The 20,867-nt window shown below is 68.3% G+C and carries 20 protein-coding genes; all 20 read left to right on the top strand.

Annotated elements, in window-relative coordinates; translation table 11 throughout:
- The first annotated feature begins 80 nt into the window (after window positions 1-80).
- The 20 genes from ASE78_RS02300 to ftsZ all read left to right on the top strand — a co-directional run bounded on the left by ASE78_RS02300 (window position 81) and on the right by ftsZ (window position 20,737).
- Window positions 81-1,073 (top strand): cysteine synthase A, encoded by a 993-nt coding sequence (locus tag ASE78_RS02300; RefSeq protein ID WP_056492649.1) that lies wholly within the window; start codon window positions 81-83, stop codon window positions 1,071-1,073.
- Between the two features lie 12 nt (window positions 1,074-1,085).
- A complete protein-coding gene (locus tag ASE78_RS02295; protein ID WP_230772610.1) occupies window positions 1,086-1,367 on the top strand; it encodes a hypothetical protein in 282 nt (93 codons plus the stop codon).
- A 355-nt stretch (window positions 1,368-1,722) separates the two neighbouring features.
- Window positions 1,723-2,193, top strand: a complete 471-nt coding sequence (locus ASE78_RS02290) for a division/cell wall cluster transcriptional repressor MraZ (protein WP_056492642.1) — start codon at window positions 1,723-1,725, stop codon at window positions 2,191-2,193.
- Window positions 2,190-3,134 (top strand): 16S rRNA (cytosine(1402)-N(4))-methyltransferase RsmH, encoded by a 945-nt coding sequence (gene rsmH / locus ASE78_RS02285; protein ID WP_056492639.1) that lies wholly within the window; start codon window positions 2,190-2,192, stop codon window positions 3,132-3,134. The genes ASE78_RS02290 and rsmH overlap by 4 nt, the downstream gene beginning before the upstream one ends.
- Before the next feature lie 6 nt (window positions 3,135-3,140).
- On the top strand, window positions 3,141-3,755 hold the full coding sequence (locus tag ASE78_RS02280) for a hypothetical protein (RefSeq protein WP_056492636.1): 615 nt from the start codon (window positions 3,141-3,143) through the stop codon (window positions 3,753-3,755).
- The gene (locus ASE78_RS02275; RefSeq protein ID WP_055756817.1) at window positions 3,752-5,467 is read left to right on the top strand and encodes a peptidoglycan D,D-transpeptidase FtsI family protein; all 1,716 of its coding nucleotides are present in this window, start codon (window positions 3,752-3,754) and stop codon (window positions 5,465-5,467) included. Before ASE78_RS02280 ends, ASE78_RS02275 begins: the two co-directional genes overlap by 4 nt.
- Window positions 5,464-6,879: a UDP-N-acetylmuramoyl-L-alanyl-D-glutamate--2,6-diaminopimelate ligase gene (locus ASE78_RS02270; RefSeq protein WP_056492633.1), complete on the top strand. Its 1,416-nt coding sequence runs from the start codon at window positions 5,464-5,466 to the stop codon at window positions 6,877-6,879. Before ASE78_RS02275 ends, ASE78_RS02270 begins: the two co-directional genes overlap by 4 nt.
- Entirely contained in the window at window positions 6,863-8,260 is a 1,398-nt protein-coding gene (locus ASE78_RS02265; RefSeq protein ID WP_056492630.1) for a UDP-N-acetylmuramoyl-tripeptide--D-alanyl-D-alanine ligase, read from the top strand. The genes ASE78_RS02270 and ASE78_RS02265 overlap by 17 nt, the downstream gene beginning before the upstream one ends.
- Window positions 8,260-9,330, top strand: a complete 1,071-nt coding sequence (mraY, locus tag ASE78_RS02260; protein ID WP_055756809.1) for a phospho-N-acetylmuramoyl-pentapeptide-transferase — start codon at window positions 8,260-8,262, stop codon at window positions 9,328-9,330. Before ASE78_RS02265 ends, mraY begins: the two co-directional genes overlap by 1 nt.
- Window positions 9,327-10,661: a UDP-N-acetylmuramoyl-L-alanine--D-glutamate ligase gene (gene murD / locus ASE78_RS02255; RefSeq protein WP_056492627.1), complete on the top strand. Its 1,335-nt coding sequence runs from the start codon at window positions 9,327-9,329 to the stop codon at window positions 10,659-10,661. Before mraY ends, murD begins: the two co-directional genes overlap by 4 nt.
- Window positions 10,658-11,878, top strand: a complete 1,221-nt coding sequence (locus ASE78_RS02250) for an FtsW/RodA/SpoVE family cell cycle protein (RefSeq protein WP_056492624.1) — start codon at window positions 10,658-10,660, stop codon at window positions 11,876-11,878. Before murD ends, ASE78_RS02250 begins: the two co-directional genes overlap by 4 nt.
- Window positions 11,875-13,020, top strand: coding sequence for an undecaprenyldiphospho-muramoylpentapeptide beta-N-acetylglucosaminyltransferase (gene murG / locus ASE78_RS02245; protein ID WP_056492620.1), 1,146 nt, complete (start codon window positions 11,875-11,877; stop codon window positions 13,018-13,020). Before ASE78_RS02250 ends, murG begins: the two co-directional genes overlap by 4 nt.
- The gene (gene murC / locus ASE78_RS02240) at window positions 13,017-14,423 is read left to right on the top strand and encodes a UDP-N-acetylmuramate--L-alanine ligase (protein WP_056492617.1); all 1,407 of its coding nucleotides are present in this window, start codon (window positions 13,017-13,019) and stop codon (window positions 14,421-14,423) included. The genes murG and murC overlap by 4 nt, the downstream gene beginning before the upstream one ends.
- On the top strand, window positions 14,420-14,614 hold the full coding sequence (locus ASE78_RS02235) for a hypothetical protein (protein ID WP_056492614.1): 195 nt from the start codon (window positions 14,420-14,422) through the stop codon (window positions 14,612-14,614). The genes murC and ASE78_RS02235 overlap by 4 nt, the downstream gene beginning before the upstream one ends.
- 5 nt (window positions 14,615-14,619) lie before the next feature.
- A complete protein-coding gene (gene murB / locus ASE78_RS02230; protein WP_056492885.1) occupies window positions 14,620-15,495 on the top strand; it encodes a UDP-N-acetylmuramate dehydrogenase in 876 nt (291 codons plus the stop codon).
- Window positions 15,496-15,530: 35 nt separating this feature from the next.
- The gene (locus ASE78_RS02225; protein ID WP_156351242.1) at window positions 15,531-16,019 is read left to right on the top strand and encodes a hypothetical protein; all 489 of its coding nucleotides are present in this window, start codon (window positions 15,531-15,533) and stop codon (window positions 16,017-16,019) included.
- Window positions 16,020-16,045: 26 nt separating this feature from the next.
- Window positions 16,046-16,939 (top strand): D-alanine--D-alanine ligase, encoded by an 894-nt coding sequence (locus ASE78_RS02220; protein WP_056492882.1) that lies wholly within the window; start codon window positions 16,046-16,048, stop codon window positions 16,937-16,939.
- On the top strand, window positions 16,936-17,865 hold the full coding sequence (locus ASE78_RS02215; RefSeq protein WP_056492608.1) for a cell division protein FtsQ/DivIB: 930 nt from the start codon (window positions 16,936-16,938) through the stop codon (window positions 17,863-17,865). The genes ASE78_RS02220 and ASE78_RS02215 overlap by 4 nt, the downstream gene beginning before the upstream one ends.
- Before the next feature lie 16 nt (window positions 17,866-17,881).
- A complete protein-coding gene (gene ftsA / locus ASE78_RS02210; protein ID WP_055756795.1) occupies window positions 17,882-19,141 on the top strand; it encodes a cell division protein FtsA in 1,260 nt (419 codons plus the stop codon).
- A 108-nt stretch (window positions 19,142-19,249) separates the two neighbouring features.
- A complete protein-coding gene (gene ftsZ / locus ASE78_RS02205) occupies window positions 19,250-20,737 on the top strand; it encodes a cell division protein FtsZ (RefSeq protein ID WP_056492879.1) in 1,488 nt (495 codons plus the stop codon).
- The last annotated feature ends 130 nt before the right edge of the window (window positions 20,738-20,867 follow it).

Genomic DNA, 20,867 nt, shown 5'->3' with positions numbered 1-20,867 from the left:
AAGCCCCCGTTGCACCCCGCCAACCCATTCTACCCACCCGCCGCCTTGCCGAGACGCGCCGGCTACGCCATCTGACCTTCATGCACACCGCCACCGACACGCTCGCCCTCATCGGCAATACCCCGCTCGTCCGCCTCAAGGGGCCGAGCGAGGCGGCGGGGGCGGAGATTTTCGCCAAGTGCGAATTCGCCAATCCCGGCGCCAGCGTGAAGGATCGCGCGGCGCTGTTCATCGTCGAGGATGCCGAGGCGCGCGGGGCCATCCAGCCGGGCGGCACGATCGTCGAGGGGACCGCCGGCAACACCGGCATCGGCCTGGCGCTCGTCGCCAATGCCAAGGGCTACAAGACGATCATCGTCATGCCCGAGACGCAGAGCCGCGAGAAGATGGACACGCTGCGCGCACTGGGCGCCGAATTGGTACTGGTGCCCGCCGCGCCCTATTCGAACCCCGGTCATTTCATCCACACCAGCAGGCGGATCGCTGAGGAGACGCCCAACGCGATCTGGGCGAACCAGTTCGACAATATCGCCAACCGCCGCGCGCACATCGTCGGCACCGCGCCCGAAATCTGGGAACAGATGGACGGACGGATCGACGGCTTCACCTGTGCCGCCGGGACCGGGGGAACGATCGCCGGCGTCGGGCTCGGCCTCAAGGAAAAGGACGAGCGCGTCCGTATCGCGCTCACCGATCCGCATGGCGCGGCACTGTACGACTATTATGCCCATGGCGAGCTGCGCTCCGAAGGATCGTCGGTCGCGGAAGGGATCGGGCAGGGGCGGATCACCGCCAATCTCGAAGGCGCGCCGATCGATACCCAGTTCCGCGTATCGGACGAGGAAGGCATGGAATGGGTCCGCCGCCTGCTCGCCGAGGAAGGGTTGTGCCTTGGCCTGTCGTCGGGGATCAACGTCGCCGGCGCGGTGCGGCTGGCGCGGCAACTGGGGCCGGGCAGCCGGGTCGTGACGATCCTGTGCGATACCGGCTTTCGCTACCTCTCGACGCTGTACAACCCCGAATGGCTGGCGGCCAAGGGGTTGGCGGTCGACAGCGCGGCCGCTTCGGCGTAACCGTTGCGCGCGATGGTGCCGCGAACCGACCAGTCCCAGATATTGCAGCGACTGCGCGTCGGCGCGACCGGGCTCGTGCTCGTCGTGCTGCTGATCGTGCTGGCGAGCGCGCTGTTCCGCTCGGCGATCGACGAAGCCCCGATCGGCGATGACGCCGCGCTGCTCAACGAAGCCGCGAATACGGCGGTCGTCGATGCCGCCCCGTCGGCCAACCCGGATGAGCCGCTGGCCGAACTCGGCGTGTCGCCGGGTGTCGCGCCGGGCAATGCGGCGGCACCCGCACCCGCGCGATAACGCCGTCCCGGTCGGCCCGCCGCTCTTGGGCGTTTATTGATCCAGATTATCCGCAGTTTTCCGCCAATCACGTCGTACGTTCGGGCGGTCGCAATCGGCGGGTGGGGGCTCCTCCCATAAATACCCCCGGCGAATGATGCGACTTGCCATAGAACAAACCAAGTACATCCCATTTGTTTTCATCCTTTTGGCGCTTTCTCCCATTTCTGCCCAATTTTGCCCATTGTTGCCCAATCATGTTTTTGATACGTCCGTATGCGTCACAGGGGGCAGGTCCTGCGATCGTCATTTTCAATCGTGCGGCGTGTATTTGGTCGGACGAGACGGGTGTCCTGCGTAACCGAATAGGGGCTACGTGTCGGACAGGGAACTCTACCTGAGCTATGGGCTTCAGGCGGTCGACGCGAAGGGTCGCGTCGCGGTTCCTGCCAAGCTGCGCTCGGTGCTGGAGAAGAACGCCGACTCCCGCGAACTGCTCATCAAACGCCACGCCAAACATGCCTGCCTCAGCGCGTTCGACGCCGCCTGGCCCAAGATTCTGTATTCGCGCGCGCCGCAGGGCAGCGACGAGGACATCGACACCGACTATAACGTCGCCGGCAAGGCGTTCGGCAATCTCGAAACCGCGCCGTTCGACAGCGCCGGGCGGTTCGTCCTGCCGACCTTCTATCGTCGCCGTTCCAACATCGACAAATGGGCGTTCTTCCACGGGCGCGGCGATACCTTCAACATCTGGGACCCGTTCACGCTGATCGCCGACGAGGGCATCGACGGCGACACGCGCGAGCTGTGCGAATTCCTGATGGAAGAAAAGGGGCTGCAATGACCGCCGCTCCGCATATCCCGGTCCTGCTGGTCGAAGCGGTCGCCGCGCTGGCGATCCAGCCGGGCGAGGTCCATGTCGACGCGACCTTCGGCGCGGGCGGCTATACCCGCGCGATGCTGGCCGCCGGCGCGAGCGTGATCGCGTTCGATCGCGATCCGACCGCTCATGCCGCCGCCGCGCCGCTGCTGGCGGAGGCCGGCGATCGGCTGACGCTGATCGAGGCGCCGTTCTCGGCGATGGCGGGCGAGCTGGCGGCGCGCGGGATCGACCAGGTCGACGGCGTGGTGATGGACATCGGCGTATCGTCGATGCAGCTCGACCAAGCCGATCGCGGCTTCTCGTTCCAGTATGACGGGCCGCTCGACATGCGGATGAGCCGTTCGGGCCAGACCGCAGCCGAATGGCTCAACGAGGCCGCCGAGGCCGAGATTTCCGACGTGCTCGACCGCTATGGCGAGGAACCGCGCCACCGCCGCGTCGCCAGCTTCATCGTCGGCGCGCGCCCGTTCGCGCGGACCGGCGAACTTGCCGCCGTCGTCCGCCGCGCGCTCGGCCACCGTCCGCACGAGAAGAAGGACCCGGCGACCCGCGCGTTCCAGGCGATCCGCATCCACCTGAACGACGAGCTGGGCGAACTGACCGCCGGGCTGGGCGCGGCGGAGCGGGTGTTGCGGACCGGCGGGCGGCTGTCGGTGGTCAGCTTCCACAGTCTGGAGGACCGCATCGTTAAGCGCTTCCTGCGGGAACGCGGCGGGGCGATGCCGGCCGGATCGCGCCACCGCCCGCTGGTGGTGCAGGGGCCGGATGCGACCTTCGGCCACATCGCCAAGGCGGTGCGGCCAAGCGACGAAGAAACGAGTATCAATCCGCGCGCGCGTTCAGCGACCTTGCGCGCGGCCATTCGCACGGCGGCGGCGCCGTGGAGTTCGAACGGGAGTTAGGGTGCGATGGGGACGTTCGGGTTCGGAACGCTCGGGAAACTGGTGATGGTCGGGATCATGGCCCCGGCCTTTTATCTGGTGATTTCGCAAGGGGCGGCGGAGCGCGCGCGCGTCGAGGCGGTCGAGCGATCGATCGTGCAGGCGCGCAAGGAGATTCGCGACCTCGAAACCGAGTTTGATACCCGCGCCAATCTGGCGCAGCTCGAACGCTGGAACGGCGACGTGCTGGCGCTCGCCTCGCCGCGTGCCGAACAATATGTCGGCGGTGAGCATCAACTGGCGTCGCTGCCTGGCCGGACCGAAAGCGGCAATGTCGCGCTCGCCTATGTCGTGCCCGCCGCGCCGATGGAATATATCCCTGCTCCGACCGAACCGGCCGCCGCCCCGGTGACGACGCCTGCCGTTGCCACGTCGGCCGCTGCTACCCCGGCCGTCAGCCCCAGGGCCACCACCCCCGCGCCCGCCGCCAAGGCCGCGCCGCGCCCGACCGGACCGGTCCAGACCGCCGCCGTCGCCCATGCCAAGGCGCGCGCGGTGGCGATGCTCGACCGCACGCTGCTGAGCGACTCCACGCTTGGCGACCTGTCCCGTTCGGCCCGCAGGGAAGCGACGCTCCGGTGATCGTTGTCGTGGCTCCGCCGCTGCACCAGCAACGTTCCGACGGCACGCGCCAGTCGCTGGTGGGCATCGCCCATTACCGGCTCATGGTGCTCATGCTGCTGTTCGCCGCCGGCGTCGCGGTGGTGCTCGGGCGTCTCGCGATGCTCGGGATCGCCGCCGAACCGCATTCGGCGATCGCCGCCGAAGCGGCACTGGTGCCGTTACGTGGCGATCTGGTCGATCGCAACGGCGCGCCGCTTGCCCGCACCATCGATGCGTGGTCGATCGCGGTCCGCCCCGACAAGGTGATCGGCGACAAGCGCGAGCTGGCCAATCGTCTCGCCGAACTGATGCCCGAACAGAATGCCGCCTATTATTATGCGCAGCTCATGGCGGATCGCGGCTTCGTCTATCTGAAACGCCGCGCACTGCCGCAACTGGTGCAGGCGGTCAACGCGCTGGGCGAACCGGGCATCGCGCTCGGCCGCGAGCCCGAGCGGCTCTATCCGCAAAGCGCGATGGCGGCGCATGCGCTCGGCTATCTCGACATGGATGGTCGCGGCGTGCGCGGCATGGAGAAATTCCTCAACGCCCGGTTGATGAATCCGGGCGAGCGCGGCCATGCGGTGGCGCTCAGCCTCGACCTGCGCGTGCAGGCCGCGCTGGAGAGCGAACTCGCCAATGCGATGGCGGTGTTCCAGGCGCGCGGCGCCGGCGGCGTGGTGCTCGACAGCGATACCGGCGAGGTGATCGCCATGACCTCGCTGCCGACGTTCAATCCCAATGCCGTCACCGCCAACACCGGGCAGATGAACACGGTGACGCAGGGCGTGTACGAACTCGGATCGGCGTTCAAGCCGCTGACTATGGCCGCAGCGCTCGATACCGGCGTCGCCCCGTCGCTCGCCAAACGCTATGACGCGACCCAGCCGCTGTTCATCGGGGGTTTTCGCATCCGCGACGACCATGCGCAGAAGCGCTGGCTGAACATCCCCGAGACGCTGGTCCATTCGTCGAACATCGCGACCGCGCGCATCGCCGACGAAATGGGGCCGGAGCGGATGGCGAAGCTGTTCCGCTCGCTCCATTTCGATACCGCGCCCGACATCGAACTGGAAAAGGCCCGGCCGATCTGGCCGCATTTCTGGGCGCGAACCACGACGATGACGACCGCCTATGGCCATGGCATTGCCGTCACCCCGCTGCACCTCGCCAGCGCCTATGCCGCGCTGGTCAACGGCGGCATCTGGCGGCCCGCGACGATGCTGAAACTGCGGCCCGGGCAGGCGCCGGCCGGCCGCCGCGTGTTTTCGGAGGATACCAGCGCCAAGATGCGCGGGCTGCTCAGGCTGATCGTCACCGACGGCACCGGCCGCAAGGCCGAAGCGCCGGGCTTCCGCGTCGGCGGCAAGACCGGCACCGCCGAAACGGTGGGCGCGGGCGGCGGCTATTCGAAGAAGGTCAACGTCTCGACCTTCGCCGCCGTGTTCCCGATGGACCGGCCGCGCTATGTCGTGATCGCGATGCTCGACAGTCCGAAGGGCACCAAGGAAACCTTCGGCTTCACCACCGCCGCATGGACCGCCGCCCCGGTCGTCAGCCGGGTGATTTCGCGCACTGGCCCGCTGCTGGGCGTGATTCCCGATGCGAATGCCGATATCGACATGACGCCACTCCGCAGCCTGCTATGGCATGCGCCGGGTAGCAAGAAAGTGGCGGCGAACGCGGAATGAGACTGGGACAGATCACGGGTGGCGACGAAGCGGCGGTGGTGACGGGCTTTGCGATCGATCATCGCAAGGTCGCCCCCGGCACCATCTTCGGCGCGTTCGAAGGGGCGCGGGTGAACGGGGAAGATTTCATCCCCGCCGCCATCGCCAGCGGCGCGATCGCGGTCGTCGCCCGGCCGGGCGCGCTGGTCGAGGGGGCGCTGCACATCGCCGCCGACGATCCGCGCGAGGCCTTCGCCCGCGCCGCCGCGACCTTCTTCGCACCGTTCCCGCCGACTTGCGTCGCCGTCACCGGCACCAACGGCAAGACCAGCACGGTCGAGATGGTCCGCCAGCTCTGGCGGATGCAGGGCCACCACGCCGCCTCGATCGGGACGCTGGGCGTCACCACCGCCGACGAACGGGTGACGACCGGGCTGACCACGCCCGATGTCGTCACTTTCCTGTCGAACGTCGCCGGCTTGGCGCGCGAAGGCGTCAGCCATCTGGCGTTCGAGGCGTCGAGCCACGGCCTGTCGCAGTACCGCACCGAAGGACTGCCGGTGCGCGCCGCCGCCTTCACCAATCTCAGTCGCGATCACCTCGATTATCATGGCGACATGGCGCGCTATCTGACCGCCAAGCTGCGCCTGTTCGCCGAAGTGCTGGCCGACGACGGGGTGGCGGTGGTGTGGGTCGACGATCCCCATGCCGACCGGGTGATCGATCTGGCACGGGTGCGCGGCAACGCGCTCATCACCGTCGGCGAACATGGCGAGACGCTGAAACTGGTCGGCCGCGATCCCAGCCTGCTCGGGCAAACGCTGACGATCGAGGCGGAGGGCGCGACGCATATCGTCAAGCTGCCATTGATCGGCGCGTATCAGGCGGCGAACGCGCTCACCGCCGCCGGGCTGGTGCTGGCCACCGGTGGCGATCTTGCCGCGACGTTCGCCGGGCTGGCGCGACTGCAACCGGTACGCGGCCGGCTGGAGCGCGCGGTAATTCTCGAAAACGGCGCGCCGGTCTATGTCGACTATGCCCATACCCCCGATGCCCTCGAAGCGGCGATCGCCGCGCTGCGCCCGCATGCCGACAACCGCCTGATCGTCGTGTTCGGCGCGGGCGGCGACCGCGACACCGGCAAGCGCGCGCCGATGGGCGAGGTGGCCGTCACCCGCGCCGACGTGGCGATCGTCACCGACGACAATCCCCGCACCGAAGACGCCGCCGCGATCCGCGCGCAGGTATTGGAAGGCGCGATCGGCGCGACCGAGATCGGCGACCGCCGCGAGGCGATCCGCGCCGCCTGCGCGATGGCGCAGGCCGGCGACATCGTGCTGATCGCCGGCAAGGGGCATGAACAGGGGCAGATCGTCGGTGACATGGTCCTGCCGTTCGACGACGTACAGGTGGCGCGTGACTGCGCCCGCTGATCTCTGGACCGCCGCCGCCATCGCCGCGGCGACGGGCGGCACCGCCTCCGCAGACTTCGCGGTCGGCGGCGTCGCCTTCGACAGCCGCGAGGTCGGCCCCGGCGACCTGTTCGTCGCGCTTTCGGGCGAGGCGACCGACGGCCACCGTTTCGTCGAACAGGCCTATGCGCAGGGTGCCGCCGGCGCGCTGGTATCGCGCGCCGTCGACGGGCCGCATGTGCTGGTCGCCGACACCACCGCCGCGCTCGACCTGCTCGCCAAGGCATCGCGCGCGCGCAGCCACGCCAAGGTGATTGGCGTCACCGGATCGGTCGGCAAGACCGGGACCAAGGAAGCGCTGTTCGCCGCGCTCGACCGCGTCACCCACGGGCATGCGCACCGCTCGGTCAAGAGCTACAACAACCATACCGGCGTGCCCTTGAGCCTCGCCCGCCTGCCCGCGCGGGCGCAGGCGGCGGTGTTCGAAATGGGCATGAACCATGCCGGCGAACTGGCGCAACTGACCCGGCTGGTCCGCCCCGACGTGGCGGTTGTCACCACCATCGCGCCGGCGCACACCGAATTCTTTACCGGCGAGGACGCGATCGCCCGCGCCAAGGGTGAGATTTTCGAGGGGCTGACCCCCGGCGGCACCGCGATCGTACCGTTCGACAGCCCGCATCTCGGCACCTTGCAGCAGGCGGCAGCCGGCCATGCCGGACGGATCGTCACCTTCGGCCTGCGTGACGGCGCCGATGTGCAGGCGATCGAACATGCCCGCCTGCCCGGCGGCGGCAGCTTCGTTACCGCGCGCATCGGCACGCGCGAGATCAGCTATACGCTTGGCCCTCCGGGCGACCATTGGGTGGCCAATTCGCTTGCCGTCCTCGCGGCGGTCGACGCGATCGGCGGCGACCTCGGGGTTGCCGGGCTCGCGCTCGCCGATCTGGAGGGCCTCGCCGGACGCGGTGCCCGCACCACCATCGCAGTCGCGGGCGGCGAGGCGCTGCTGATCGACGAAAGCTACAACGCCAACCCCGCCTCGATGCGCGCGACGCTCAAGGTCCTCGCCGCCGAACGCGCCGATCGCCGCATCGCCGTGCTGGGCGAAATGCGCGAGCTGGGCGAGGCGTCCGACGCCTATCATGCCGCGCTGGCGGTGCCGATCGACGAAGCGGGCGTTTCGCGCGCCGTGCTGGTGGGGCAGGGGATGCTCCCGCTCGCCAGAGCGCTTGAGGGGCGGATCGAAACCGTCCATGTGCCCGATGCCGCCGCCGCCGCCCGGGTCCTCGCCGACCTGCTGGTGCCCGGTGACGCGGTACTCGTGAAGGGATCGAACGGGGTGGGGCTGGCGCGTGTCGTCGCCTCCCTGATCGCGCAGAAGGCGCCGGGGCAGGGCTGATGTTGTACGAACTCGCGGAATATCTGGGCTTTCCGGGTGTCCTCAATCTCTTTCGCTATCTGTCGTTCCGCACCGGTGCTGCGACGGCGACCGCCTTGTTCATCGGCCTCATCATCGGGCCGAAGTTCATCGGCTGGCTGCGCGTGCGGCAGGGCAAGGGCCAGCCGATCCGCTTGGACGGCCCGCAGACGCATCTCGCCAAGCGCGGCACGCCGACGATGGGCGGGCTGATGATCCTCACCGCGCTCGCCTCGGCGGTGCTGTTGTGGATGGATCTGTCGAACCCGTTCGTCTGGGCATGCCTGTTCGTGACCTTGGGGTTCGCGGCGATCGGCTTCCTCGACGACTATGACAAGGTGCGCAAGGCCAGCACGGCGGGCGTCTCGGGCCGCACCCGGCTGCTGCTCGAATTCCTGATCGCGGGCATCGCGAGCTGGATCATCATCCGCCAGACGGGGACGATGCTCTACGTGCCGTTCTTCTCGGGCGTCGCGATCGATCTCGGACCGGTCTATATCCTGTTCGCCGCCTTCACGATCGTGTCGTTCGGCAATGCGGTGAACCTGACCGACGGTCTGGATGGCCTTGCGACGATGCCGGTCATCATCGCCTCGGTCGCGTTCATGCTGATCGTCTACATGGTCGGCAACGCGAAGTTCGCCGCCTATCTCGGCATCCCGCATGTGCCGGGCGCGGGCGACCTCGCGTTGTTCTGCGGCGCGATCGTCGGCGCAGGCCTTGCCTTCCTTTGGTACAACGCGCCCCCGGCGGCGGTGTTCATGGGCGATACCGGCAGCCTTGCCCTGGGCGGCGCGCTGGGAACGATCGCGGTGTCGTCGCATCACGAGATCGTGCTCGGCATCATCGGCGGGCTGTTCGTGGTGGAGGCGCTCTCCGTCATCATCCAGGTGTTCTGGTTCAAGCGCACCGGTCGCCGCATCTTCCGCATGGCGCCGATTCACCATCATTTCGAACAGCTCGGTTGGGCGGAGGCGACCGTCGTCATCCGTTTCTGGATCGTCGCGTTCGTGCTGGCGCTGGCCGGCCTCTCGACGTTGAAGCTGCGGTGATGACGGCCACCGCCTGGGCGGGCAAACGCTATGCGGTGCTGGGCCTCGCCCGCTCCGGCGCGGCGACGGTGCGCGCGCTGCTGGCGAGCGGCGCGGAAGTGACCGCATGGGACAACGACGAATCCAAACGCTCTCCCTCTCTCCGCTCGCGGGGAGAGGGTCGGGGAGAGGGGCCTTCTTCTACGGCACCATCTGCGCCTTCTCCTCTCCCAACGCTAGTTTTCGCCGATCCGTTGGCGATCGACCTCGCCGGGTTCGACGGCGTCGTCGTCTCGCCCGGCGTGCCGCTCAACCGCCACCCGATCGTCGCCCACGCCGGCAGCGTGCCGATCCTCGGCGACATCGAACTCTTCGCACAGGCCCGCGCCGATCTTCCGCCGCACAAGGTTGTCGGCATCACCGGCACCAACGGCAAGTCGACCACTACCGCGCTGATCCACCACATCCTGTGCCACGCCGGCATCCCCGCACGGATGGGCGGCAACATCGGCCTGCCGATTCTCGAACAGGACCCGCTGCCGACCGGTGGCATCTACGTCCTCGAACTGTCGAGCTACCAGATCGACCTGACCTACAGCCTCGACTGCGACGTCGCGGTGCTGCTCAACATCACGCCGGATCATCTCGATCGTTATGCCGGGTTCGATGCCTATGCCGCATCGAAGGCCCGGCTGTTCGCGATGCAGTCCACCGGCCATACCGCGATTATCGGCACCGGCGACGCCCCCTCCCGCGCCCTCGCCGAAACCCTCGGCGACCGGGCGATCCGCATCGCCGTGCCCGATGACCTGCCGGCGTTCGGCCCTGCACTCGCCGGCCCGCATAACGCCCAGAACGCGCTGACCGCCATCGCCACCTGCGAGGCACTTGGGCTGGACCGCGCGACCATCGACGCCGCCCTTCGGACCTATCGCGCGCTCCCGCACCGGATGGCCCATGTCGCCGACGTCGCGGGCGTGGCGTATGTCGACGACAGCAAGGCGACCAACCCCGAATCCACCGCGCCCGCGCTGAATGCCTTTGCGCGCATCCACTGGATCGTCGGCGGTCTGGCCAAGGGCGACGACCTCGACGCCTGCCGCCCCGGCTTCGGCAACGTCGTGCGCGCCTATACCATCGGCGATGCTGCCGATCGTTTCGCCGAACTGCTCGGCCCCGACATGCCGGTCGAGAACGCCGGTACGCTGGATCAAGCGGTACGATCGGCCGCGACGCAGGCGCAGACCGGCGATACCGTACTGCTGTCGCCAGCCTGCGCCTCGTTCGACCAGTTCAGCGATTACGAAGCGCGCGGGCGGGCCTTCGCGGCGGCGGTGGAGGCATTGCGATGACCGGACCCGTGGCCCGTCCCCTCCGTCAGCGCGTCGACACGTTGCAGGGCCGCACCACCCGCTCGCCGATCGGCGCGTGGTTCCGCGAGGTCGACCGCGTGCTGCTGCTGATCGCGATGACGCTGATCGCGATCGGGCTGGTCGCGGTCGCCGCCGCCTCGCCGGCTTCGGCGGTGCGCTATTCGGGCGGCGACGTGACGGTGCCGCCGATGATGTATTTCTGGCGGCAGGCGGGATGGATCGGCCTCGCCTTTCCGGTGATGATCGTCGTGTCGATGCTGCCGGTCACGCTCGCCCGTCGCCTGTGCCTGCTCGGCTCCGCGCTGCTGATCGTGGCGCTGGCCGCCACGCCGTTCGTGGGCGTGGAGGCGAATGGTGCCAGGCGCTGGGTCAATCTGGGCGTCGGCCAGTTCCAGCCGTCCGAATTCCTCAAACCCATGTTCATCGTCACGACCGCATGGCTGCTGTCGCTGCGCGCGAAGGACCCGCAACTGCCGATGCTGTGGGTCACGGGCGCGCTGACCGCGCTGATCGCCGCATGCCTGATGCTCCAGCCCGATTTCGGCCAGACGGTGATCTTCTGCGGCGTCTGGGCCGCGCTGCTCGTCATCGCCGGGATTCAGCTTCGGGTCATGGCGCTGCTGGCCGCCGCCGGCATCGGACTGCTCGCCGCCGCCTATACTTTCTACGGCACCGCGCGCGTGCGGATCGACGGCTTCCTGTTCCCCGATCCCGAAAAGTCGGCGACCGACAGCTATCAGGTCGACATGGCACATGCCGTGCTGACCGCCGGTGGCGTCACCGGGACGGGGCCGGGCGGCGGGCGGATCAAATTCAAGCTGCCCGAGGCGCATACCGACTATATCTTCGCCGTCGTCGGTGAGGAATTCGGCCTGATCGCCTGCGCCATTATCGCGCTCATCTTCCTCGCCATCGTCGTGCGCGTGTTCGTGCGGCTGCTGGACGAGGAGGACGCCTTCAAGCTGCTCGCCGCCGCCGGCCTGGCGGTGCAGTTCGGCGCGCAGGCGCTCATCAACATGGCGGTTAACGTCGGCATCGCGCCTTCCAAGGGGATGACGCTGCCGTTCATCTCCTATGGCGGGTCGTCGATGATCGCGCTGTCGATCGGCATGGGCCTTCTGCTCGCTTTCACCCGCCGGAACCCGTATCTGACGCGCTCTCCCTATGGACCGCAGCGCTGGAGCGGAGCGAAATGAGCAAGCATTATGTCCTGGCAGCAGGGGGCACCGGCGGCCACATGGTCCCCGCCGCCGCGCTGGCGACCGAACTCATGCGGCGCGGCCACCGCGTCGCCTTGGTCAGCGACGAACGCGGCGTGCGCTTTCCCGACCTGTTCGACGGGGTGCAGACGCATGTCCTGCCCGCCGGGCGGCTGAGCGGCGGGCCGATCGGCTGGGTAAAGGCGGCACGGCAGATGCTGGCGGGTCGTGCGATGGCGATCGAACTCTACAAGACCTTCCGCCCCGCCGCCGTCATCGGCTTCGGCGGCTATCCGGCACTCCCGGCGCTGCTCGGTGCCTTCGCGCAAAAGGTGCCGACGATCATCCACGAACAGAATGCCGTGCTCGGCCGGGTCAACCGGCTGGTCGCGGGCAGCGTCGCCGGCATCGCCACCAGCTATGAACGGGTCGATCGGCTGAAGGAAAAATACGTCCCCAGGACGCACCTCGTCGGCAATCCGGTGCGCGAGAGCGTCCTCGCCCTGCGCGACCGGCCCTATCCGGCGGCGGATGAGGACGGCATCTTCCGCGTCCTCGTCACCGGCGGCAGCCAGGGGGCGAGCATCCTGAGCCAGGTCGTTCCCGACGGCCTCGCGCTCCTGCCGCTCGCATTCCGCCGGCGGATGCAGGTGACGCATCAGGCGCGGATCGAGGACATCGATTCGGTGCGCGCCAAATATGCCGAACACGCGATTCCCGCCGAGATCGCGACCTATCTGCCCGATCTGCCCGACCGGCTGGCATGGGCGCATGTCGTGATCGCCCGCGCCGGCGCCTCGACCATCGCCGAGCTGACCGCCGCCGGCCGCCCCGCGATCCTCGTGCCGTTGCCGTCGGCGACCGACGATCACCAGACCGCGAACTGCCGCGAGATCGTGAATGCCGGCGGTGGTCGCTCGATCCCGCAAAGCGCGTTCACCGCCGCCGAACTCGCCAAGCAGATCCAGAAGCTGGGGCTCGACCCGGCGGCGCTGACCAATGCGGCGGCGCGGGCGCGCAGTTGCGGCCGCCCGTTCGCGGTGCGCGACTTGGCCGACCTGGTCGAGAGCATCGACGCGCCCAAGGTCAAAGTGGGCAAGACCACCCCTACCAACCGAACTCAGGAGGCTTTCGCGTGAAGGGCGTTGCGACCGACATCGGCACGATCCATTTCGTCGGCATCGGCGGCATCGGCATGTCGGGCATCGCCGAGGTGATGCACAACCTCGGCTACAAGGTGCAGGGGTCGGACGTGGCCGAGGGCTATGTCATCGATGGCCTGCGCGCACGCGGCATCGACGTGCAGATCGGCCACCGCGCCGAGAATGTCGAGGGCGTGGCGGTGGTTGTCACCTCCACCGCGATCCGCCCGGGCAATCCCGAACGCGATCACGCGCTGGCCAAACGCATTCCGGTGGTGCGCCGCGCGGAAATGCTCGCCGAGCTGATGCGCCTCAAATCCACCGTCGCGGTGGCGGGCACGCATGGCAAGACCACCACGACCTCGCTGATCGCGGCGCTGCTCGATGCCGGCGGGGTCGACCCGACCGTCATCAACGGCGGCATCATCAACTCCTATGGCTCGAACGCACGATTGGGCGCGTCCGACTGGATGGTGGTCGAGGCGGACGAGAGCGACGGCAGCTTCCTGCGCCTCGACGGGACGATCGCGGTCGTCACCAATATCGATCCCGAACATCTCGACCATTATGGCAGCTTCGATCGCGCCAAGGACGCCTATGTCGAGTTCATCGAGAACGTGCCCTTCTATGGCGCAGCGGTCCTCTGCCTCGACCACCCCGAAGTGCAGGCGCTGATCCCGCGCATCCGCGACCGCCGCATCGTGACCTATGGCTTTTCCGCCCAGTCCGACATTCGCGGGGTCGACGTGGTGGCGGGGCGTGACGGCAACCGCTTCGACTGCGTGGTGCGCGACCGCGACGGCAATGCCCGCACGATCGCCGGCATCCACCTGCCGATGGCCGGACGCCACAATGTCCAGAACGCGCTGGCGGCGATCGCCGTCGCGGTCGAACTGGGGCTGGACGACACGACAATCGCGCAAGGGTTCGCCAAGTTCGGCGGGGTGAAGCGCCGCTTCACCAAGGTCGGCGAGGTGGCGGGCATGACCGTGATCGACGACTACGGCCACCACCCGGTCGAAATCCGCGCGGTGCTCTCCGCCGCGCGTGAGGCGACCGGCGGGCGGGTGATCGCCGTGGTCCAGCCGCACCGTTTTTCGCGGCTGGGCGCGCTGATGGATGAGTTCGCGCAGGCGTTCAACGATGCCGATGCGGTCCATGTCCTGCCGGTCTACGCCGCTGGCGAAACCCCGGTCGACGGCGTCAGCGCCGAGGCGCTGGTCGACGGCATCCGCCTGCGCGGCCACCGATCGGCCCAGGTCGCCCCCGACAAGGACGCGCTGGCCGCCGCGCTGGCGGCGGAGGGCCACGACGGCGACCTGATCGTCTGTCTGGGCGCGGGCGACATCACCAAAATCGCCGCCGGCCTGCCCGCCGCTATTCAGGCGCGGCTCGCATGAGCGACTGGTTTTCCACCGCCGTCGAGATGCAGCGCGAAATCCTGCGCGCGCAAAAGGCGCAGATCGAAGCGGCGCAGAAGCTGCTCGACAGCGCCGAAGCGAAAGACCTGTCGGCGATCGGCAAGCAGGCGGTCGACGCGCAGGCGGAGGCGTGGACCGCATGGGCGCGCTTCTGGGGCGTGGGAAAATGATCGGCATGCCGTCCGTCCGGGGGCGGCTGACCGCCAACGCGCCACTCGCGCCGCTGGTGTGGTTCAAGGCGGGCGGGGCGGCCGACTGGCTGTTCGAGCCGGCGGACGTCGACGATCTGTGCGCCTTCCTGCGCGATCTCGACCCAAGCGTGCCGGTGATGGGCCTTGGCCTCGGCTCGAACCTGATCGTCCGCGATGGCGGCGTCCCCGGCGTCGTCGTCCGCCTCGGCAAACCCTTCGCCAAGGTTGTCGCCGACGGTCTGACGCTCACCTGCGGCGGCGGCGCCAGCGGCATCCTCGTCTCCTCGACCGCGCGCGATGCCGGCGTCGCGGGCGTCGAGTTCCTGCGCTCGATCCCCGGCACGGTCGGCGGCTTTGTCCGCATGAACGGCGGCGCCTATGGCCGCGAGGTCGCCGACGTGCTGGTCACAGCGCAGGTGGTGAAGCGCGACGGCACGCTCGTCACCCTGTCGAACGCCGACCTCAACTACCGCTACCGCCACAGCGACCTGCCCGACGGCGCGATCGTCGTCGCGGCGACGTTCCGTGGGCAAGCTGGCGACCCCGCCACGATCCAGACCGAAATGGACCGCATCGCCGCGGCCCGCGAGGCCTCGCAACCGCTGCGTAGCAAGACCGGCGGCTCGACCTTCAAGAACCCCAACGGCCACAAGGCATGGGCGCTGGTCGATGCGGCCGGGTGCAGAGGTGTTCGCAAGGGCGACGCGCAAGTATCGGAAAAACACTGCAACTTCCTGCTAAATACGGGCGCCGCCACCAGCGCCGAGATCGAGGCCTTGGGCGAGGAAGTCCGCACGAGGGTGCTGGCGCAATCCGGCGTGACGCTCGAATGGGAAATCCAGCGGGTGGGCCGGGCGTGATGGCGGATGCGCCCTATCGGCCGGGCGGGGTCGTAATGAGACGCAAGCCGGTCAATCCGAAGTCGCAGGCGATCGCCGACCGGCATCGGCGCGCCGGGGAACGGCGGCGGCTCCGCGAACTCGGACGACATGTCGTCCAGCGTGGCTATACGGTTGGCCGCACCGAATATGATGGCATCGATCTGTTCTACAGCATCGGCTTCCCCCGGTCGCTCGGGCAAGGCGACGTCGTGACTGCCGATTGTGACGACGTCTCGCCCTATGAATTGATCGAGGCGTTGGTCGACCAATGTCGAGCCGGATTGCGGATGGTCGATGGTTTCGAGGTTGTCGGCTTGATCGCCGGGCGTACCTGCGTCCTGCGGCTGGTCCATGCCGACTACCGGAAAGCCGAACTCTTCGCAGAAGCGATCGATTTCCGGGTATCGGAAGGCTTCAGTCCCGAACCTGACATCTTCCAGCTCATCCTGCCCGATCCGACCTGTTCCCAACCCGCACTCTATCAACCGAGGCAAGCATCGTGACCGACCCCCTCAACATCGTCGTCCTCATGGGGGGCTGGTCGTCCGAACGCGAAGTCTCGCTGATGTCGGGCGCGGGCGTCGCCGCGGCGCTGGAATCGCTCGGCCACCGCGTCACCCGCATCGACATGGACCGCAACATCGCCGCCCGGCTGACCGACGCAAAGCCTGATCTCGTCTTCAACGCGCTCCATGGCTCGCCGGGCGAGGACGGCACGGTGCAGGGCATGATGGACCTGATGGGCCTGCGCTATACCCACAGCGGCCTCGCCACCTCGGTCATCGCGATCGATAAGGTGCTGACCAAGCAGGCGCTGGTCCCCGCCGGCGTGCCGATGCCCGGCGGGCGTATCGTCCAATCGGAAGAATTGTTCGAGCGCGATCCGCTGCCGCGCCCCTATGTCCTCAAACCGGTCAGCGAAGGATCGTCGGTCGGCGTCGCGATCGTGACCGACGAGAGCAACTACGGCAACCCGATCGCACGCGACGCGAAGGGGCCGTGGGGCGAATTCGACGAACTGCTCGCCGAACCGTTCATCCGTGGCCGCGAACTGACCACCGCCGTGCTCGGCGAGCGCGCGCTCGGCGTCACCGAGTTGAAGCCCAAGACCGGCTTCTACGATTACGACAGCAAATATACCGACGGCATGACCGAGCATGTCTGCCCCGCCGACATCCCCGACGATGTCGCGCAGGCGTGCATGGCCTATGCCGTCACCGCCCACCGTGTCCTCGGCTGCAAGGGTGCCTCGCGCACCGACTTCCGCTGGGATGACGAGCGTGGGCTGGACGGGCTGTTCGTCCTCGAAACCAATACCCAGCCGGGGATGACCCCCCTGAGCCTCGTTCCCGAACAGGCGCGCCACATCGGCATGTCGTACGAGGAACTGGTCGGCTGGATCGTCGCGGAGGCGGTGCGATGACCCAGACCACGCGCCGCGTCTCGCAGACCCGCACCGTCAAGCCCAAACGCCGGGTCCAGCCCAAGCGCCCGGTCCGCGCGTCGGTGCTGGATCAGGCGGTGGCGGCGCTGCCCGGTGGCGCCGCGACCGCGCGCAAGATCGTCGGCTGGAGCCTCACCGCCGGAGCCGGCGCGATCGCGCTGGCGCTGGCCAACTGGTTCGGGCTGTTCGGCGCGATCGGCATCGGCGCGGCCGAGGCGGTGGGTGCTGCGGGCTTCCGCGTCGAACAGATCGAAGTGACCGGATTGAAGCGGATGGACGCCACCTCGGTCTATGCCGTGGCGCTCGACCAGCGCTCGCGCGCGATGCCGCTGGTCGATCTCGACGCCACGCGGCAGAAACTGCTCGACTATGGCTGGATCGCCGACGCCCGCGTCTCGCGCCGCCTGCCCGATACGCTGGTGGTCGACGTCGTAGAACGCGATCCGGCGGCGGTGTGGCAGAACAAGGGCCGACTGATGCTGATCGATTCGGGCGGCGTCCTGCTCGACGGGGTGCAGCCGGGCCGAATGCCGCGCCTGCCGCTGGTGATCGGGGAGGGGGCCAATGCCCAGGAACCGGCCTATCGCAAGCTGATGGGCGCGGCGCCCGCGTTGAAGCCGGTGGTCAAAGCGGCGGTCTGGGTCGGGAACCGAAGATGGGATCTGGTGTTTCAGACGGGAGAGCGTCTGATCCTGCCCGAAGGGGAGGATGACTCGGCGCGCGCGCTGGTCAAGTTCGCCCAGCTCGACGGAACGCTGGGACTGCTCGGCAAGGGCTATGAACGCTTCGACCTGCGCGATCCGTCCAAGCTGGTCGTGCGGATGAAGTCGGCCACCCCGAACGACGCGGGCGAAGCGGACGAGGCGACCATCAATGCGGCGGCGATCCCGCCCGACGTCGGATAACCGCCAGGGGGGACATATGGCGAAGGCAGCACCGGAAGGCGTCATCACCGCGCTCGACATCGGCACGTCGAAGGTGTCGGCGCTGATCGCCAGACCGGGCGAAGGCGGCGAATTGATCGTGCTCGGCACCGGCCAGCGCGAGAGTCGCGGCGTCAAGCGCGGCTATATCGCCGACATGAAAGCGACCGAGACGGCGGTCCGCGAAGCGGTGGAGCAGGCCGAACGCATCGCCGGCTTCAATATCGAAGATGTGTGGGTCAGTTTTTCGGCCGGCGGCCTTGTGTCCGACATCGTCAAGCTGGAGGTCGATCTGGGCGGTCACCGTGTCGAGCAATCGGATATTGATGCGCTGCTGAAAGCCGGCCGCAACGCGATCGATCCGGGGCAGCGCATGGTGCTGCACGCGCAGCCGATGCGCTACACGCTCGATGGCCTCGGCGGGGTGAAGGAGCCCAAGGGCCTCCACGCCGATCGGCTGGGGGTGGAAATCCACGTCGTCGCGACCGAAGGCTCGCCGGTCCGCAACCTCGACCTGTGCGTGCGTTCCGCGCATCTCGAAACCAAATCGATCGTGGCCGCCCCGGTCGCGACCGGTCTTGCCTGTCTGTCGGAGGAAGAGCGCGAACTGGGCGTCGCGCTGGTCGAGATCGGTGCGGGGATCACCAATGTCTCGGTGTTCGCCAATGGCGTGCTGACCGGTCTCGCCTCGATCGCGATGGGCGCGAGCGACATCACCGACGACGTCGCCTCCGCCTTCGGCACCAACCGCGCGCAGGCCGAACGGCTGAAATGCTTCTTCGGCTCGGCCAACATGAGCCCGCGCGACAATCACGACATGATCGATGTCGCCCCGGTGCGCACCGACGAGGATTCGGAAGGCACCCGCATCACCCGCGCGCAACTGATCGCGGTGATTCGCCAGCGACTCGACCGGCTGGTGGCGGAGATCGGCAAGGAACTGCGCCGGCTGAATTTCGACGATCCGGTCGGGCGACAAGTGGTGCTGACCGGCGGCGGCGCGGAATTGAAGGGCATCGCCGATTACGCGCAACAGGCGCTCGGCCGCCCGGTCCGCGTCGGGCGCGCGCGTGGCCTGACCGCGCTGCCCGAAGCGCATTCCGGCCCCGGATTCGCGACGCTTGCCGGGCTTGCCATGTTCGCCGCCTCCAATCCGGTCGATCTGCGCGCGCTGCCGTCGTCCGGGCAGATGGTGGCGCGGCCGACCACCGGCGCGTTGTTTCAACGACTTCTGACCGCCTTTCGCACGAACTATTGACTTTTTGCGCTGATTTGACCGGTGGGGGACTAGGATCGTCTGCCCGCTTGATGCACAACCCTTTTTTGGAATTGCGCCCGGTGCCGACCGGGACAGGGAGACCGAGTGATGAGCATCGAATTTCTGGCCCCCGACGTGGATGAGCTCACCCCCCGGATCACCGTGATCGGCGTCGGCGGGGCGGGCGGCAATGCCATCGCCAACATGATCCGCGCCGAGGTGCAGGGGGTCGAATTCCTCGTCGCCAACACCGATGCGCAGGCATTGAAACAGTCGTCCGCGCCGCAGCGGATTCAGCTCGGTGCCAAGATCACCCAGGGGCTGGGCGCCGGCAGCCGTCCCGAAATCGGCCGCGCCGCCGCCGAGGAGACGATCGAGTCGGTCCAGAAAAGCCTCGAAGGCGCGCATATGTGCTTCATCGCCGCCGGCATGGGCGGCGGCACCGGCACCGGGGCCGCCCCGGTGATCGCCAAGGCCGCGCGCGAGATGGGCATCCTGACCGTCGGCGTCGTGACGCGCCCGTTCGCGTTCGAGGGCAAGCGCCGCGCCAAGTCGGCCGATGCCGGTATCGAGGAACTGCAGAAGTATGTCGATACGCTGATCGTCATTCCCAACCAGAACCTGTTCCTGATCGCCAACGCCAACACGACCTTCAAGCAGGCCTTCGAAATGGCCGACGAAGTGTTGCAGCAGGGCGTGCGCGGCATCACCGACCTGATGGTCATGCCCGGCCTCATCAACCTCGATTTCGCCGACGTGCGGTCGGTGATGCAGGAGATGGGCAAGGCGATGATGGGCACCGGCGAGGCCGAGGGCGACAATCGCGCGATCGAGGCGGCGCAGCAGGCGATCGCCAACCCGCTGCTCGACGGCGTGTCGCTGAACGGCGCCAAGGGCGTGATCGTCTCGATCACCGGCGGCGACGACATGCGCCTGCTCGAAGTCGACGAGGCGGCCAACCACATCCGCGAGCTGGTCGACGACGACGCCAACATCATCTGGGGTTCGGCGTTCAACAGCGATCTGGAAGGCAAGATCCGCGTGTCGGTCGTGGCAACGGGCATCGAGGACGAGGCCCCGTCGAAGGCGGTGCCCGCGCCGGCGCAGGCCGAACCGACCCGCGCCTTCACCTTCAACGCGCCGCGCCGTCCGGCCGCCGCGCCGGTCGCGCCGAGCGGTGCCGCCGCCGAGCATCTGCAGGAAGCGCCGGCCCCCGCGCCGATCGAGCGGTTCCCGCAGGGCATCGTGCAGCCGTCGGTGTCGGAACGGGCCGTGCCGCATTCGACCTATGACGCACCGCCGCCCCATGTCGACGAGGATGAACTGGTCCTTGGGGCAGAGGCCGCCACGCCTGTGCCCGCACCGGCTCCGGCACCCGCCAGCGACTTCGGCGCCAGCCCGAGCGAAGGCCGCCGCCGCTGGCTGAACCCGGAAACTCCGGCGGAACCGGCGCGCGAGGAGGCTCCTCCGGCGCGCAAGCCCGGCGGCACGCTGTTCGAACGCATGGCCAATGCCGGCCGCGCCCCGGCGCGCGGCGGCGACGACAAGGAACCGCTCGACATCCCGCGCTTCCTCCACCGCCAGAACAACCAGTAAGTTACGGCCGACCGGCCTCCCAAGGAGGCCGGTCGCGTCCAGTCGGGTTTCTTCGTCACCCCGGACTTGTTCCGGGGTCCACCCAGCCGGCAACGCTGCTGCCCGAAGCCTGGGGCCGATCGACATTCAG

Source organism: Sphingomonas sp. Leaf25, from assembly GCF_001421635.1.
Taxonomy (GTDB): domain Bacteria; phylum Pseudomonadota; class Alphaproteobacteria; order Sphingomonadales; family Sphingomonadaceae; genus Sphingomonas.
This window is presented reverse-complemented; position numbering and strand designations above follow the sequence as displayed.